Annotated in this window: 20 protein-coding genes and 1 tRNA gene; 10 read left to right on the top strand and 11 right to left on the bottom strand. The window is 39.0% G+C overall.

Features of this window, described 5'->3' with window-relative positions; all coding sequences use genetic code 11:
* Positions 1 to 27: 27 nt before the first annotated feature.
* Positions 28 to 1362, top strand: a complete 1335-nt coding sequence (locus D8804_RS03180) for an Nramp family divalent metal transporter (RefSeq protein ID WP_084946243.1) — start codon at positions 28 to 30, stop codon at positions 1360 to 1362.
* A 681-nt stretch (positions 1363 to 2043) separates the two neighbouring features.
* Here D8804_RS03180 and D8804_RS03175 read toward each other — a convergent pair.
* The 7 genes from D8804_RS03175 to D8804_RS03140 all read right to left on the bottom strand — a co-directional run bounded on the left by D8804_RS03175 (position 2044) and on the right by D8804_RS03140 (position 7049).
* On the bottom strand, positions 2044 to 2502 hold the full coding sequence (locus D8804_RS03175; RefSeq protein WP_227698178.1) for a hypothetical protein: 459 nt from the start codon (positions 2500 to 2502) through the stop codon (positions 2044 to 2046).
* Positions 2503 to 2666: 164 nt separating this feature from the next.
* A complete protein-coding gene (gene mobV / locus D8804_RS03170; RefSeq protein ID WP_038805040.1) occupies positions 2667 to 3866 on the bottom strand; it encodes a MobV family relaxase in 1200 nt (399 codons plus the stop codon).
* A 317-nt stretch (positions 3867 to 4183) separates the two neighbouring features.
* Positions 4184 to 4585, bottom strand: a complete 402-nt coding sequence (locus tag D8804_RS03165; protein WP_001220478.1) for a hypothetical protein — start codon at positions 4583 to 4585, stop codon at positions 4184 to 4186.
* Between the two features lie 35 nt (positions 4586 to 4620).
* Positions 4621 to 5496, bottom strand: a complete 876-nt coding sequence (locus tag D8804_RS03160; RefSeq protein WP_038805041.1) for a replication initiation protein — start codon at positions 5494 to 5496, stop codon at positions 4621 to 4623.
* A gap of 292 nt (positions 5497 to 5788) precedes the next feature.
* Entirely contained in the window at positions 5789 to 6430 is a 642-nt protein-coding gene (locus D8804_RS03150; protein WP_038805042.1) for a hypothetical protein, read from the bottom strand.
* Positions 6431 to 6432: 2 nt separating this feature from the next.
* The gene (locus tag D8804_RS03145; protein WP_038805043.1) at positions 6433 to 6765 is read right to left on the bottom strand and encodes a replication initiator protein A; all 333 of its coding nucleotides are present in this window, start codon (positions 6763 to 6765) and stop codon (positions 6433 to 6435) included.
* 5 nt (positions 6766 to 6770) lie between these two features.
* Positions 6771 to 7049, bottom strand: a complete 279-nt coding sequence (locus D8804_RS03140; RefSeq protein WP_125398796.1) for a DNA-binding protein — start codon at positions 7047 to 7049, stop codon at positions 6771 to 6773.
* 149 nt (positions 7050 to 7198) lie between these two features.
* Here D8804_RS03140 and D8804_RS03135 point away from each other — a divergent pair, with 149 nt between their 5' ends.
* Both D8804_RS03135 and D8804_RS03130 read left to right on the top strand, forming a co-directional pair.
* A complete protein-coding gene (locus D8804_RS03135) occupies positions 7199 to 7768 on the top strand; it encodes a helix-turn-helix domain-containing protein (protein WP_125398795.1) in 570 nt (189 codons plus the stop codon).
* Between the two features lie 63 nt (positions 7769 to 7831).
* Positions 7832 to 8989: a tyrosine-type recombinase/integrase gene (locus D8804_RS03130; protein WP_125398869.1), complete on the top strand. Its 1158-nt coding sequence runs from the start codon at positions 7832 to 7834 to the stop codon at positions 8987 to 8989.
* Positions 8990 to 9093: 104 nt separating this feature from the next.
* On the opposite strand, the gene D8804_RS03125 is transcribed toward D8804_RS03130, so the two are convergent.
* Together D8804_RS03125 and D8804_RS03120 are read right to left on the bottom strand one after the other, a co-directional pair.
* On the bottom strand, positions 9094 to 9336 hold the full coding sequence (locus D8804_RS03125) for a type B 50S ribosomal protein L31 (RefSeq protein ID WP_000710762.1): 243 nt from the start codon (positions 9334 to 9336) through the stop codon (positions 9094 to 9096).
* A gap of 95 nt (positions 9337 to 9431) precedes the next feature.
* Positions 9432 to 10367 carry a DHH family phosphoesterase gene (locus tag D8804_RS03120; protein ID WP_125398794.1) on the bottom strand — a complete coding sequence of 312 codons (936 nt, stop codon included), beginning with the start codon at positions 10365 to 10367 and terminating at the stop codon, positions 9432 to 9434.
* Between the two features lie 103 nt (positions 10368 to 10470).
* On the opposite strand from D8804_RS03120, the gene D8804_RS03115 reads away from it, so the two are divergent.
* From D8804_RS03115 to D8804_RS03090, 6 genes are all read left to right on the top strand, one after another.
* Entirely contained in the window at positions 10471 to 10914 is a 444-nt protein-coding gene (locus D8804_RS03115; RefSeq protein ID WP_001162125.1) for a flavodoxin, read from the top strand.
* A 117-nt stretch (positions 10915 to 11031) separates the two neighbouring features.
* Positions 11032 to 11298 carry a chorismate mutase gene (locus D8804_RS03110; RefSeq protein ID WP_001046954.1) on the top strand — a complete coding sequence of 89 codons (267 nt, stop codon included), beginning with the start codon at positions 11032 to 11034 and terminating at the stop codon, positions 11296 to 11298.
* Positions 11295 to 11669, top strand: coding sequence for a fluoride efflux transporter CrcB (gene crcB, locus D8804_RS03105; protein ID WP_125398793.1), 375 nt, complete (start codon positions 11295 to 11297; stop codon positions 11667 to 11669). Before D8804_RS03110 ends, crcB (D8804_RS03105) begins: the two co-directional genes overlap by 4 nt.
* The gene (gene crcB, locus D8804_RS03100; RefSeq protein WP_000237395.1) at positions 11663 to 11992 is read left to right on the top strand and encodes a fluoride efflux transporter CrcB; all 330 of its coding nucleotides are present in this window, start codon (positions 11663 to 11665) and stop codon (positions 11990 to 11992) included. Before crcB (D8804_RS03105) ends, crcB (D8804_RS03100) begins: the two co-directional genes overlap by 7 nt.
* 118 nt (positions 11993 to 12110) lie before the next feature.
* Positions 12111 to 12458, top strand: a complete 348-nt coding sequence (gene rplS / locus D8804_RS03095; protein ID WP_001068669.1) for a 50S ribosomal protein L19 — start codon at positions 12111 to 12113, stop codon at positions 12456 to 12458.
* Positions 12459 to 12499: 41 nt separating this feature from the next.
* Positions 12500 to 12571 (top strand) — tRNA-Arg (locus D8804_RS03090).
* Between the two features lie 58 nt (positions 12572 to 12629).
* Here the strand turns inward: D8804_RS03090 and yidA are convergent.
* Together yidA and D8804_RS03080 are read right to left on the bottom strand one after the other, a co-directional pair.
* On the bottom strand, positions 12630 to 13436 hold the full coding sequence (gene yidA, locus D8804_RS03085; protein ID WP_125398792.1) for a sugar-phosphatase: 807 nt from the start codon (positions 13434 to 13436) through the stop codon (positions 12630 to 12632).
* A 9-nt stretch (positions 13437 to 13445) separates the two neighbouring features.
* On the bottom strand, positions 13446 to 14753 hold the full coding sequence (locus D8804_RS03080; RefSeq protein WP_125398791.1) for an HD domain-containing protein: 1308 nt from the start codon (positions 14751 to 14753) through the stop codon (positions 13446 to 13448).
* A gap of 71 nt (positions 14754 to 14824) precedes the next feature.
* Here D8804_RS03080 and D8804_RS03075 point away from each other — a divergent pair, with 71 nt between their 5' ends.
* Entirely contained in the window at positions 14825 to 15202 is a 378-nt protein-coding gene (locus D8804_RS03075) for a YwiB family protein (protein ID WP_125398790.1), read from the top strand.
* The last annotated feature ends 23 nt before the right edge of the window (positions 15203 to 15225 follow it).

Here is a 15225-nt window from a genome sequence, read left to right as displayed (position 1 = left end):
AGACAGATTAGAAAGTGTAAAATTCCGATGTCTTCTTACAAAAAAGTCTCTCTTTCTGAGATCAACCAATCTATTGAAACTCCGAATAACAATCATTTTTGGCAAAATCTAAAAGCATTTTTAGGACCTGGAGCCCTTGTAGCAGTTGGTTATATGGATCCTGGAAACTGGATTACCAGTGTGGTTGGTGGTGCTTCCTACAAATATAGTCTCTTATTTGTTATTTTGATTTCCTCCATCATTGCTATGCAGTTACAACAGATGGCTGGAAAGCTCGGTATCGTGACTAGGATGGACCTAGCACAGGCAACAGCTCATCATGCTCCCAAATGGCTTCGCTATAGTTTATGGGTGATTTTAGAATTGGCTTTAATGGCGACAGACTTAGCTGAGGTTCTAGGCTCAGCGATTGCCTTAAATCTTTTGTTTAAAATACCGATTATGATTGCTATCCTCCTAACCGTTTTAGATGTATTTTTGTTACTTTTATTGATGAAATTTGGCTTCAAAAAAATTGAAGCCATTGTTACGACTCTTATTTTAACCATATTAGCCATCTTTACCTATCTTGTGGCCTTATCCAGTCCAAGTATTCAGGGGATTATTGGTGGTTATTTACCAACTTCAACTTTATTTGAAACACCGTTACCAGGTCATGAAAGCCAATTAACATTAGCTCTAGGAATTGTAGGTGCGACAGTCATGCCCCATAATCTCTATCTTCATTCATCCCTATCCCAAACAAGGAAAATCAATCACAAAGATAAGAAGGATGTTCGGAAAGCCGTGCGTTTTATGACATGGGATTCAAATCTTCAGTTGTCCTTAGCCTTTATTGTCAATTCCTTGCTTCTCATTTTAGGTGCCTCCCTCTTTTTTGGTCATGCATCTGAAATTTCAGCTTTTTCTCAAATGTACAATGCTTTACAGGATTCAACAATAGCAGGAGCGATAGCCAGCTCAACTCTGTCAACTTTATTTGCTCTAGCTCTCTTAGCAAGTGGCCAAAATTCGACTATTACAGGTACCTTGACAGGACAGATTGTCATGGAAGGTTTCTTGCATCTGAAATTGCCTCAGTGGATTATCCGTATCGGTACACGTATTTTTGCCTTGCTCCCTGTGATTATTGTAGCCGTCTTGTTTGGACATCAAGAAAAAACCTTGGATCAGTTATTGGTCTATTCACAAGTCTTTCTGTCAATCGCTCTTCCGTTTTCAATCTTCCCCTTAATCTATCTGACTTCTAAAAAGTCACTGATGGGAGAATTCACCAATGCCAAGTGGAACACCATCCTAGGTTACGCAGTTTCAATCATCTTGACCATTCTCAATATCAAGCTTCTTTTTGATATTTTTTAACCTCGTTTGAAATCAATCATAGTGTCAGCGTGAAGCTTGATAAAGAGAAAGTAGTAGTGGTTGATTCATAAAAATAAGTACAAAAAAAGAACAGTTGAAACTGTTCTTTTTATGATTATTTGAGACCGTATTTTACAAAGATATACTCTATAGTGTTTAAATCCTTATTAAATCAACGTTTCTAAAAGGGATATAGCTGTAAAATATTATATATATACCGTATTGTTAAACCAAGACGGTACCAAAAAGGTACCAAAAATTAAGGTTTCGGAGCTTATAAAATAAAGAAAGATGTCTCAGGTGTTTGAGATTTTTTTTTGGCAAGAAAAAACTCTTGAATATAATCCAAGAGTGAAACAAATAGGACCAGTGGTGGCACGGGTTCTTTACAGCCTAAAGCTGAAGGCAGTACCTCACCTGTACTTGAAACAAGTACCTTTGAGCAAACTGTTACCAGTCACCCGACAAACATCCTATCCTTAGTTATAGTTTAGGATAAATAAGAGAGAATGTCAATAATAATTTTTATTAACTTATATAATTTATCTTAAAAATCGCCGTAGCGCTTTAGTTGACTGACGTACTGAGCGATCAAGAAAGCGTAATGCAGAAAATGCAAGCATCCAACCAAATAGTGTTTTTCTCATAGCGTTACCTCCTCACTAAATAGTATACCACAGCTTATTTTTTAGCTGCGATTCCCTCGACGGTCTTCTTTTTGAAAAAATCGATTTTTTCAATCGGAGTCATATTGCGATATGTTTTGATAAAATCACGATAAATCAGATACTTTTTATCAGGATCAAGTAAGTCATTAAAGAGTTTAATGACTCCAGTTTTAAAGCTATCAATATCCTCAATAACAAGAAGAATATAAGGTGATTTTTGTATTAGATGGATGTTATAGTTATCCTTGAGGCGAATTTCTAAAACATTGATGGCCAGGGGATTTGACCAAAACGATTCTCCTTGTTCATCTGAAGTAAAATAAGGCTCAATAATGCTGAGTGGATAGGCTGATGTTAGATAGTTACCAGTGATTTCTTTGAAAACTGACTGTAGGAAACCCAGTAATATTTTTCCGGAAAATGTACCAGGTTGTTTAATTTTGTGTACTAAAGGTTTGTTAATATTGTTCATCTTTTTCTCCTTGTTCATTTATTCCATGGTTCTCTTGACAACAAGTAACCTAGTCTTTTTTAGCCTTTGGCAATCGGTCGTCAGCTTTTCAGCCTGACGACTCGACTGTCTTTAGTCTAAAGTCGACTAGCTTGTTATCAAGAGACTTTCACGGCATAAAGTGCTTAAAATATATTTTTTTCAATCATGTTTTTAAAACTTCGAGCGACTGACATAATGGTTATTCTTGGTGGACGTATTTGATTTATGACATGTAGCATTTTGCTAAATTCTTTAGGGTGCATGTAATTTCTTGCTGTTTTGCGCCAAAGCGCAAGTTTTTTATTTACGGCATTTAATTGCTCACTTAATCGTTTCATATTTTCATTGAGTTTTTTATTTGCGTGTTCTAGTTTATCGACTTCTGATTTTAGCGTACGATTTTCAGATAATATATGATCACTCTTCATCAGTTCTTTAGCTAAGTTATTCTGTTTAGAAAGTGATTGCTGTAATTGCTGTTCAAGGTTGCTGTTCTCATGACTTAGCCTATTATTATCCAGGGCATGTTGAGATGCTGTATTAAAGAGTCTGTCATACGTCGCCTTATCCATTTTTAGCTTACCGTCAAATGTACGTCTGACTAATTTTTCTTTTTTCATTTCTTCAAGCTGTAGAGGTTGAATAGACTCCAAAACAGCGATATCATCTAGTAAAGCATCTTTCTCTTTTTCTAGTTGCTTTAGTTTTTCGGTTTTATCAACTATCTTTTTATCAGTATCATCCAGTAAGCGTTGCTTTTCTTTAAATTCTGCTGTTTCAAGGTGTTTCTTCTTGCTATCAGACTCCCCACGTTGCAAATTATAGCCATGTTCATTCAGGTATTTAGGAAATGCCTCCTGGATCTCTTTCAGTTGGTCACGGCTACCAAATAATGACTTAGAGCTTAACTTGCCATTTTGCATAGGTACAAGTCCTAAATGCATATGTGGCGTACTCTCGTCAAGATGTACCATAGCATAAGCGATATTACTATTACCGTATCTTTCAGCAAAGAAATTTTTTGCTGTTTCAAAAAAGTCCTTAATCTGATCCGAACTCATATTTTCAAAAAATGCCTTATCTGATGTAATAATCCATTCATTACACAAAACAGCATCTTTACGTAGAGCACGTTTGGAAATTTTATTATCGTTGATGTATTGTTTAATCTGCCTATCGTAAGGGATAGAGCGATCACGGTCGGTTAATTCATAATTTAGGTGAGTCTTTTCTGGGTCAATATCCTTGTTCGAGTGATTTTCAAAAATTCGTTCATTGTGACGATAGGCACCACCAAGATTTCCAGATTTCATTTTTTGCATCCTAGCTACTGCATAACTCATAGTTTGTTCTCCTTTCTCGGCTCAAAGGGTCGCCGAGCTGGTGGCGGAAGATTGCCACCAGGACTAAGTGCCCCATAGGGTAGTTTCTTTCCTGAAGGATCGGCACGACTTCCATGTAAAGTGTAACGCACTACACTTTACTCCGTAAATGTGCGTTCTCCGAAGGGTCTTGCAGACGGCACATCGCTCCGAATACAGGAGCGACATCGAACCACCTCTCGAGCCACAAGAGGAGTTTCGATTATACTCGCCGAAGCGAGTAGGGCACTCTATCAGTGCCCCAGGGTCGGACGCTTCGCATTGTCCGACAAATGCCGTCAGAAGACGGCAAAGGCTAAAGCTACAAGGAAAGCTATAGATACAGTAGTGAGTGCAATCATTAAGTAAAATCGATGTTGTTCCAATCGTTCAGCATAATCTGCCCAAGCTTTTAAATTTTGTTGCTCACTCTTCCTATAGCCTTTCAATAGTTGCAAATCTTGTTCTAGTTGTTTGCCTTGTTCTTTAGCCTCCTCTAATTCTTTCTCAAGTTTAATCACATCATTTTCAAAATGATAATCTTCAAGTATTCTAATGCCTATTAAATCAAGGTTTTCAACCTTTTGGTTGTCTAGGTATAAATGACCTTTCAACCTCTCTTTATATTTTGGAGATCGTATCCGTTTATAGATGGATTGACTACTAACTCCCAGGCTATCAGCGTAGTCTTTTATTCTCATTTTAGGCCTCGTAACTCCTTGTTAATACTGGATTTTCAACCAAATGGTTGAAAGCTATTTTTTGTTTCTCTTCCCCCATAATAAGCAAGCTGTTTTTCTAATATTGGTCGTTCATGTTTTAATAAATCTTTCATCAATTTCAGATAGTCAATATCAGATGTTTTATAGATCTGTAAAAGTTTCTTGTATTTTGTACGTGTGTTTTTACTGACTTTGTTCCAGATTCCTTTATCACGAGTAAGGGCAAGTAAGTAAAGTTGAGCCTCTATGCCTAAACCTTCAAAGTTAAACGGTTTAAAGATAACAGAGTCAATGACTTCAAATATTTCTTCAACCGAGCGACTGCGGAGCTGAAATTCTAAGCGCCACCAATGCTGGAACTGCTGGGCAAATTTCTTGTCTTCATCAGAGCCATTTTCTAATTGTTCAACTTTTTTGTTATAGAGTCTGATTTGCTTTTCTGACCTGGAGGCGCCTAGATATTTAGTTTCTAGTTTTCCATTCTGGTCTCTCCATTCTTTGGTAGCAGTAGGGCGGCCTTTCTTTTCAAGAATAAACTCACTACAATCAACTTCAAATATATCAAAAGCTAAATCGACTCGAGAGATTGCAATATCTTCAAGATATGGTATAATTGTATCTAAGATATTAATATCAATCTGTCGGAGTTTATTGGGGTTAAACTCTATCCTGAAAGGGCGAGCATTAAAGGCTTGTCCTTTTAATTTGTCGTAGTCTAGGAGGAGTCTAACGTGACTTCCGTCCCGAGTGATTGCTCTAAACATATCAGTCATTGCAGTCTGGACGATAATGGCTGTATGACTTTCTATCAAACTTTTGAGATCAAGGAGTTTGATAGGTTTGATATAAGCTGTAATAGTGATGTTGTCCAAGCTAACTTTTAATTCCAAATCAACCTCCTTTCTTGTAGAGGTCGCCTATCGGCGCCTCTTTTTTGTCTGCGCAAAGACCTCCGTAAAATGACATTCTTGGGGGAGCAACCCCAAGCCGACTTCGTCGGACCATTTTCATTTTGCTACGGTCAAACTTGCCAAAAAATGGGTGCAGTAAAATCCCACGAAATGGGAACATAGCGGGCTGTTAGAGGAGCCCGCGTTATAAATTTTGAGGAAGCTCAAAAATTTAGTCTCAAAATCTCATTTTCAAAATATTTTCATAGCTGTTTTCATAACTGTTTTAGGACTAGAAATTTTGTAAATCTGAAACAGATTTTTGAAAAAGGTCAACTCTTTCAATCAAAAATATTTCTAGTATTTTTTCGATGATATCTTCAGGGGGAATCTGCTTGTTTTTCTTGTATTTAAAGAATCGGTCCTTAGCTTTTTTCATTTCTCCTAAATCATCAGACACATCAGCAAATAGCAACTTATGTAATTCAAACCAAGGTAGTTCAGATTGTTTACGGACAACCTCGAAGTTTCTCCAAAAACGTCTACCCTCATCTAGCTTTTCAAATTTTCTAAATAAATTCTCTCGTTCTGCTTTACGGTATTCTTTTGGCAAGAGTGTCCCAACATATTCTGGAGTCATGTTCGAATAGATGGCTTCTTTTGTTACAACAATGGGGAGTTTTAAGGAACTATCAACGTCTTTCAAAATCTTTCTAACAAATTGACTAAGTGTAATTTGTGTATTTAATTTATACTTCAACATCTTAGTACTTAACAGTTCAAATATATCAGTTGACCTAAAAAGCCATTCCATCAGCGTTTTAGTATCTATATCTTTACTTGAGAATACTTGATATTCAAGCTGATAGCTATCCAATCGTGACTGGATGGCCTGATTAAGTGCTGTATCTTTTCCAAAGTAAACCTTTATCATATTTACACCTCGTTAATATAAGTCATGTATGGTAAGTTATGGTTATAATAGCTTGTATTCCATTGCCGTTCACGTTCAATTAAGTTGACAGATTCCAAGCGTTGTAAAACGGCTACCATAGTCGTTCTAGCGCAAGAAAATTTTTTGGCTAGATCCTCAATTCTATATGCTAGGTAAATATTTCCTTCATCATCTACCCAACCTTTCTCTATTGCCTCTTCTTGTTTGTTTCTTAGCACAGAATAGACAATAACATCAAGGGGTATCAAATCCTTATAGAAATCGTCTTGAAATAATACTTTAGGTATTAAGTAATAATCATCACAGTAATCCATATTTCTCATCTTTCATATTGTTGTAGCCATTGAGCGACTTTGTGTTTATCGTACAGGGTCACTCCATCAATGACCATGTGAGGCATGCCTTCACGTTGCCATTTGATAACGGTAGTAGTGGATACATCAAGCCAACGGCACAAGCCTGCCATTCGTAGCATGGGCTTATAAAGCTCCTGGTCTTCAAAAGCTTTTTCGATAGCTTTCTGAAGCATGGTATCGTAACGGGCAAGCAACTTCTTTTCTGTTGCTTTGGGGAGGTGGATGGTAAAATTTTCTGTCATATTCTGACCCCTTTCTTAATTTTATAAGCTCCGAATAATTCATTTTGAATTATTTATATAAATTATAAATTCATTTTGAATTGTTGTCAAGTTTTTTATTCATTTTGTATTATTTGTGTTACAATATATTAAAAACAAGGAATTAAGATATGACTAACAATATTGGAAAACTTATTAAAGACAGTAAAAAAAAATTAACGGAAATTAGCGATAGTACAGGTATAGCTTATCCTACATTGTCGGGGTATAATCAAGGAATTAGAACACCTAAAAAGAAAAACGCACAAATTCTAGCGGAATATTTTGGCGTGTCTATTCCTTACTTGCTAGGGCTTGATGATAATCCTGTATTGAAAGATCCAGGAGCACCTAAAGAAATGATCAAAGATTTCTATAAAGTGTTGACAAAAGGTACAAGTATAGAAAATAAAATTACTAAATGGACTCCCTTTGGAGAAGATCTTGCCATTATACTTGCAGAACTTAATCAATCAGAGGCATTGTCTGACTACATTGATTTTCTAGCAAGTAAAAAAGACTTCAACCCTGTTTTGGTTAAAGCTATCAAGCAATTTATAGCAGACGAAAATCAGGGTCTCATTCCTTTCCTGATTAACAAATCAGGAGCAGAAGACTCTCCTTATCATTATGTCTGGGAGGCATGGGTAGAGAGTCCTGAATACAAGAGACGGCAAGAAGAGAAGAAGAGTAAGAAATAACTGACAATCATGATTTCTTTATTTTATAAGCTCCGAAACCTTAAAAATAAAGGAGAAATTAGAATGTCTATTATTAAATATAAGGCTAAAAAGTCTAAATCAGGGTATCTTTATAAGGTCAGAATCTACAGGGTGATTGATGGCAAACGTCAGGACTTCTTTAAAAGCGGTTTTAAGAGCCTTAGAGAGGCTAGACAGTATGAAGCTATGATTTACCACAAAAAAGCGTCAGGAGACCTCTCAGGGCTTCTGAGAGCCTCTGAGAGACGTTTTGATGAAGTTTTTGAGGAATGGTTCAAAACTTATCAAAATACAGTAGAGAGGACGACAAGCGTCCGTACAGATGATTTGTTTAGAATTCATATCTTGCCAGTTCTTGGAAATATGAAAATTTCCAAAATTACTCCTTGGCACTGCCAGGACTTTATTACCGAAAAAGGTCAGACTTTTAGAAATATCAAACAGGTCAAATCTTACACTAGTCAAGTGTTTGATTTTGCTTTAAAAATGAAATTGATTACAGACAACCCAATGAAGCAAACGATACTCCCAAAAAGAGAGCGGAAAAAGTCAGATAACTTCTTTAGCGTTGAGGAGTTGCATGAGTTTTTAGCTATTATTAAAGCAGAAGAGCCTTATAAAAACTATGCCTTATTTCGTTTGTTGGCCTATAGTGGCTTAAGGAAAGGGGAGCTGTATTCTTTGAGGTGGTCTGATATTGATTTTGATAATCAATTACTTTCTATCAGCAAAAATCTAGGTAGAATCAAAGGGAAAGCAGTTGAGAAAAGCACTAAAAACAGATTTTCCATACGGCAAATTCCTTTAGATACTGAGACAGTCTCGATTTTGAAAGAGTGGAAACAAAAGAGCAGAAGAGAAAAGGGGCAACTGTCAGTTACCCCATTGATTGATAGCGATTATATGTTTACATTTGTTGATCGAGACGGAAAGATAGAACCTTTATACCAGGACTATATCAATAGTGTTCTAAAGCGGATTATCAGGAAACATGGCTTGAAGAAGATAACTCCTCATGGCTTCAGACATACTCATGCTACCTTGATGATTGAAACGGGTGTAGATCCTGTTAATGCAGCCAAAAGGTTAGGTCATGCAAGTAGTCAGATGACCCTGGATACTTATAGCCATTCTACGGTAGCAGGAGAGAAGAAAGCTATCACAAAATTTGTAGATTACCTGGATAGTGCAAAAGGTTAGTTATCCAAGACGGTACCAAAAACGGTACTAAAAATAAAAAAAGCCAATTCCAATTTCTTGGAAAAGGCTTTGTATCAACGTTTTTAAGCAATAAATGCGGTTGATTATTTGAGACCGTATTTTTTGTTGAAACGATCCACACGTCCATCTGCTTGAGTGAACTTTTGACGTCCAGTGTAGAATGGGTGTGAGTCTGATGAAATTTCCACACGGATCAATGGGTAAGTTTCGCCTTCGAACTCAACAGTTTCGTTAGAGCGTTTTGTTGAACCGCTAAGGAATTTGTAACCAGTAGTTGTGTCCATGAAGACAACTGGGCGATATTCTGGATGGATATCTTTTTTCATTTTGCAATATTTCCTTTCTGCCATGGTCTCTTTGCGAGCCATAGATTGTTACCTTACTAGTCTATCAGATTCTGATAAGTTTGGCAAGTATTTTATCAGTTTTTAAGCAAGTTTTTTAACTTTTGGTAGATGATTTCGTTTTCTTCTAGACTATAGGAATTGGCGCCACTAGCCAATGGATGTCCTCCCCCGTCGTGTTCTTTGGCAATTTCATTGATAGGGGTGATTTTACTGCGCATACGCACGCGGAAGTGGCCATCAGCTTGTTCAACAAAGATAGCCCAAGCCTTAACAGTATCAATTCGGCCAGGTGCACCGACAATCGCCGCTGTTTCAGCATCGGTAACCTTATATTTTTCCAAGATGTCTTGAGTAAGCAGAATGCGTGCAGCTCCATTCTCATCAACTTCTAAATGATCATAGACAAAGCCTTGCAGTTTTGCAATCTTGAAGCTCATGGTATCCATTTGACGAGACAACCCAGCAAAGTCAAAATCAACTTCTCGGAGCTGGCCAGCTATTCTAAAGGTACGAGCACTAGTTGACGGGTAGAGAAAACGCCCCGTGTCCCCGACAATTCCTGCATAGAGAAGTCGTGCTGCTTCACTAGACAAAGCCAGCTGATTTTCTTGAGCAAATAGGGCAATCATCTCACTGGCACTGCTTGAACTTGTATCCACCCAAGATAGGTCACCATAGATATCATCATTTGGATGGTGATCGATTTTGATGGTGAAATCAGCTTGTTCGTAGCGTTTATCATCGATACGAGGACGATTCGCTGTATCACAAATAATAGCAAGAGCTCCTTGGTAGTCACTGTCTTGGACAGTGTCCATTTCCGCCATCCAAGTCAAAGTTGGTTCATTATAACCGACAGCTTTGATGGTCTTTTCAGGAAAATGGTGTGTGAGAAGAGCTTTCAAACCTACCTGACTCCCTAAGGCATCAGGATCTGGTTTCATATGACGATGAATGATAATGGTATCGTATTCTTTGATTTTTTCTAAAATTTGCTGGCAAATTTCCATAAATAACCTCAATTCTTTCTCATTTCATTGTAGCACAAGAATTTTTATTTTTAAAATGAAAAAGATATGATATAATGGAGAAAGATAAATTGAGGAGGACGATATGGCATTAGCAAAAATTGTATTTGCCAGTATGACCGGTAATACCGAAGAAATTGCAGATATTGTAGCAGATAAATTGCGTGATTTGGGTTTGGATGTCGATGTTGATGAATGTACGACTGTTGACGCTTCAGACTTCTTGGAGGCGGACATCGCGATCGTTGCGACTTACACTTACGGAGATGGAGAATTGCCAGATGAGATGATGGACTTCTACGAAGACCTAGCAGATCTCAACTTGAATGGCAAAATCTATGGAGTGGTTGGTTCAGGAGATACCTTCTATGACGAATTCTGTAAGGCTGTCGATGACTTTGATCGCGTTTTTGTAGCGACAGGGGCAGAAAAAGGTTCAGAGTGTGTTAAAGTGGACCTCTCTGCCGAAGAAGAAGACATCGAGCGTTTGGAACAGTTCGCAGAAGAATTGGCTGCAAAAGTAGGATAAGAATCAAACTGCGCTGACTGGAAGAAGTCAGTGCGTTTTTTTATTAGTTATTTTGGGATTTTACTAGCCTATTTGGTGGCTTTTTGATACAATAATTCAAATAAAGGAGGAGAGTGTATGAATTTAGATATTATTCGGCAAGAAATTGATCAAATCGACGACCAAATCGTCAAGCTCCTAGAAGAACGGATGCACTTAGTTGAAGGGGTTGTCGCTTATAAGAAAGCATCTGGTAAGCCAATCTTAGATTCTAAGAGAGAAGAAGTTATTTTTGAAAAAGTCAAAAATCGAGTAGAAGATAAGCGCTATCAGGAAACCATCGTTGCGACTTTTTCAGACATTCTCAAACGTTCGCGTGATTATCAGGATCAAAACATCAAATGAAAAAAGAACAATTCTATTCGCTCGGAATTTTTCTAGCTGCTATGTTGGGAGGCCTTGTTCGCTACTTGGTTTCCACTTGGTTACCAGCCAGTCCCGACTTTCCTTGGGGGACCCTCCTTGTCAACTATCTGGGCATTTTCTGCTTGGTCTATCTGGTGAAAGGCTATCTGGTCTATAAGGGAACTAGTAAAGGCTTGGTTTTGGCACTGGGGACAGGATTTTGTGGTGGCTTGACAACTTTTTCTAGCCTAATGCTTGATGCCGTGAAACTGCTTGATACCGGGCGTTATCTTAGCTTAATCATCTATCTGCTTTTGAGCATTGGAGGAGGTCTGCTCTTGGCTTATGTTCTAGGGAGGAAGAAATGGTAATCGTTTATCTTGCAATCGCCTGCGGGTTTGGAGCCCTAGTGCGCTATTTCTTTTCTCGATACAATCAAGCTTCTAAATTGCCACTAGGAACTCTCATAGCCAATCTTCTAGGCTGTTTTTTGATTGGCCTACTCTACAATCATGTGGAGTCCAAGGAAGTCTATGCCATCCTAGCGACAGGTTTTTGTGGTGGGTTGACGACCTTTTCGACCCTGAATGACGAGCTGCAAAGACTATTAAGTGACAAGAAGGTATTTTATAGCTATTTTCTCTTAACTTACATAGGCGGTTTTCTAGCGATTTTTTTAGGAATTCTGCTATAAATTTCTTTACTTTTAGGTGGAAATTTGGTAAACTGTATCTTGTGTGTAATGGACGCACAAAAATACAGTTTATCCGCTGAGGAAGGTTCCTCAAGATTGACAAAGATAGGAGAATAAAATGAATCCATTAATCCAAAGCTTGACTGAAGGTCAACTTCGTACAGATATCCCATCATTCCGTCCTGGTGACACTGTTCGTGTACACGCGAAAGTTGTCGAAGGTAACCGTGAACGTATCCAGATTTTTGAAGGTGTTGTTATTGCACGTAAAGGTGCTGGCATCTCAGAAAACTACACAGTTCGTAAAATCTCTAACGGTGTAGGTGTTGAGCGTATCTTCCCAATCCACACTCCACGTGTTGAAAAGATCGAAGTTGTTCGTTACGGTAAAGTACGTCGTGCGAAATTGTACTACTTGCGTGCTCTTCAAGGTAAAGCAGCTCGTATCAAAGAAATCCGTCGTTAATTCGACTAAAAGACTCTGCTAATCAGCAGAGTTTTTCTCTAGCTCCCTTAGTTCAATGGATATAACAACTCCCTCCTAAGGAGTAGTTGCAGGTTCGATTCCTGCAGGGGGCAATATGAATAGTGTAAAAAACCGCTCAGCTGAGCGGTTTTCGTCTATTCTTACCTTTTGCTACAGTACCCACGTACGGATGGCATGGGCGACGCCGGATTCATCATTTGTTTTGGTGATGTATTTGGCGATTTTTTTGAGTTCAGGATTTCCATTTTCCATGACAACGGGATTTCCAACGACTTCCAGCATGGCGCGGTCATTTTCTTCGTCCCCGATCGCCATGGTTTCATCTGTGGTCAATCCGAGTTTCTCGGCTAGGTGAGTAATAGCTGAACCCTTGTCTACATTCTTTTTAAGGAGCTCAAGGTAGAAAGGAGCTGATTTGTTAATAGAGTAGCGCTCGTAAAATTCGGCTGGAATCTTTTCAATCGCAGCATCGAGGATTTCTGGTTCATCGATAAACATACATTTGACGATTTCCTTGTCAGCCATTTCTTCAGGAGTACGGTAGAAAATGGGCATGTTGACGAGGGTTGATTCGTGCACCGTGTATTTTCCGATATTGCGATTGGCAGTATAGATACCGTCCTTGGTAATAACGTGCATGTGGACACCGAGCTTGCGACTGAGAAATTCCATATCCAGATAATCCTCATAGGCTAAAGATTCGCTGATAATCTCATGGCCAGTAGCAGTCTCTTGGACAAGGGCACCGTTGAAGGTCACGACATAGTCACCTTGGTCTCTCAATTGTAAGTCGTCCAGAAGTTTGGCAACACCCGCGATAGGACGACCCGTTGCAATCACGACTTTGACACCGGCTTGTTTGGCATCTTGGATGGCAGAAAAGACTTCAGGAGTGATTTCCTTTTTACTGTTAACCAGGGTACCATCGATATCGACGGCGATTAGTTTAATACTCATAAATTTCCTCTATTCGTTCTTATTTGGGGCAAAATGATCGTTCTCAATCAAGTGTAAAAATTGCTGGGTAATGCTTGCGAAGATACTGTTTTGGTCCAACATTTCTTTCGGGAAATAAAAACGATTATCTCCATGGCGGCTGCCAGCAAGGGATTGAACGATAGGAGACAGGCTAGAGAGTTCAGCCAGGTCTCCATTTTTTTGTAAAATCTCAATCTGTGTCCGTGGATTTTCAGATTCGGGACGATAGATATCATAAGGGAGGTCAAAGTTCTTATGAATGGCAGTGTAGTAGTCGGGATCAAAGCCGATGTCTTCAACCAGTTGTCTCATGGTTGCGAGTAGGTCTTGGTCTTCTTGTGAAAAGGTAATGGATTTAAAGACCTTGCGGTTGACAAAGCGCTGCGACAAGTCTGCGAGAATCTTGTCAGGACTGGTCATCCAGAGCTGGAAGTAGGTATTCATCACGCCATCATCAAGAGCTAGATAATCAGACAAGGTCACATTTTTTTCAAAGAAAGGAAGAAGGTGTGGAGAAGTTCGTGCAAAGAAGTCCTTGGCCTCAGGATAGAGTTCCTTGGCGCGTTTGAGGAGATTTTGTAGGAGAACTTCCATGGCCCGTGTTGCTGGGTGGAAATAAACCTGCATGTACATCTGATAGCGACTGAGAACGTAGTCTTCGATGGCATGCATGCCATTGCGCTGAAAGGCGATCCCATTTTCGACTGGACGAATGACTCGGAGGATGCGAGTCAGGTCAAATTCCCCATAAGATGCTCCTGTAAAATAGGAGTCGCGCAAGAGATAGTCCATGCGGTCCGCATCGATCTGACTGGAAATGAGTTGCACCACCTGTTTGTTAGGGTAAGTATGGTCGATGACACTGGCTACCTTCTCCGGGAAATCGGGTGATACTTGTAACAAGACTTGGTGAATCTCTGTCTCAGTACTTTGGATGATTTCCTGAGTAATGGCCTCATGGTCTGTATCAAAGAGATGTTCAAAAGTATGAGAGTAGGCACCGTGCCCGAGGTCATGAAGGAGCGCAGCGGTCATGGTCAAGAGAGACTCAGCAGGATCCCATTCCTCAGGATATTTTTCTTCAAAAATCTCTGTGATGCGTCGTGCAATCTCATAGACCCCCAAACAGTGGGAAAAGCGACTGTGCTCGCCACCATGGAAGGTATAGCTGGAAGTCCCTAGCTGTTTGATACGGCGCAGACGTTGAAATTCTTTTGTATTGATCAAGTCGTATATGACCTGATTGTTTACATGGATATAGTTGTGAACTGGGTCACGGAATACTTTTTCGTTCATATGACCATTATAGCAAAATCCTGCTCTTTTTGGTAAAATAGTAGGACAAGAGACAAGAAAGAGGATTTGATGTGAAGATTCGGATGCGAAATAGGATTCAGTTTGATGAACAGTTGGAAGTCATAGACCAACTCTATGACGTGGAAGTGCGTGAAAAGGGAGATTATAGCTACCTGCTTTTCTATAATGAGGAAAAGGAAAAAGTGGTTCTTAAGTTTCATGAAGAAGAACTGGTGATGACCCGTTTTTCCAATCCGAAGACCATTATGAGATTTCTAAAGGATAGTGATAGTTTAGCCTATATTCCGACTCCAATGGGGATGCAGGAGTTCATCATTCAAACCAGTCACTACAAACTGGATGGGCAAAAGATTGAGCTAGCCTATCAACTGCAAAACCAAGAGGGACAGCCCTTTGCCAGCTATCAGTTAGAAATTACTTGGGGATAAGAAAAAGGTTGGCGGAAGCCAAC

It is taken from the genome of Streptococcus oralis (assembly GCF_003944215.1).
Classification (GTDB): domain Bacteria; phylum Bacillota; class Bacilli; order Lactobacillales; family Streptococcaceae; genus Streptococcus; species Streptococcus oralis_BI.
This window is presented reverse-complemented; position numbering and strand designations above follow the sequence as displayed.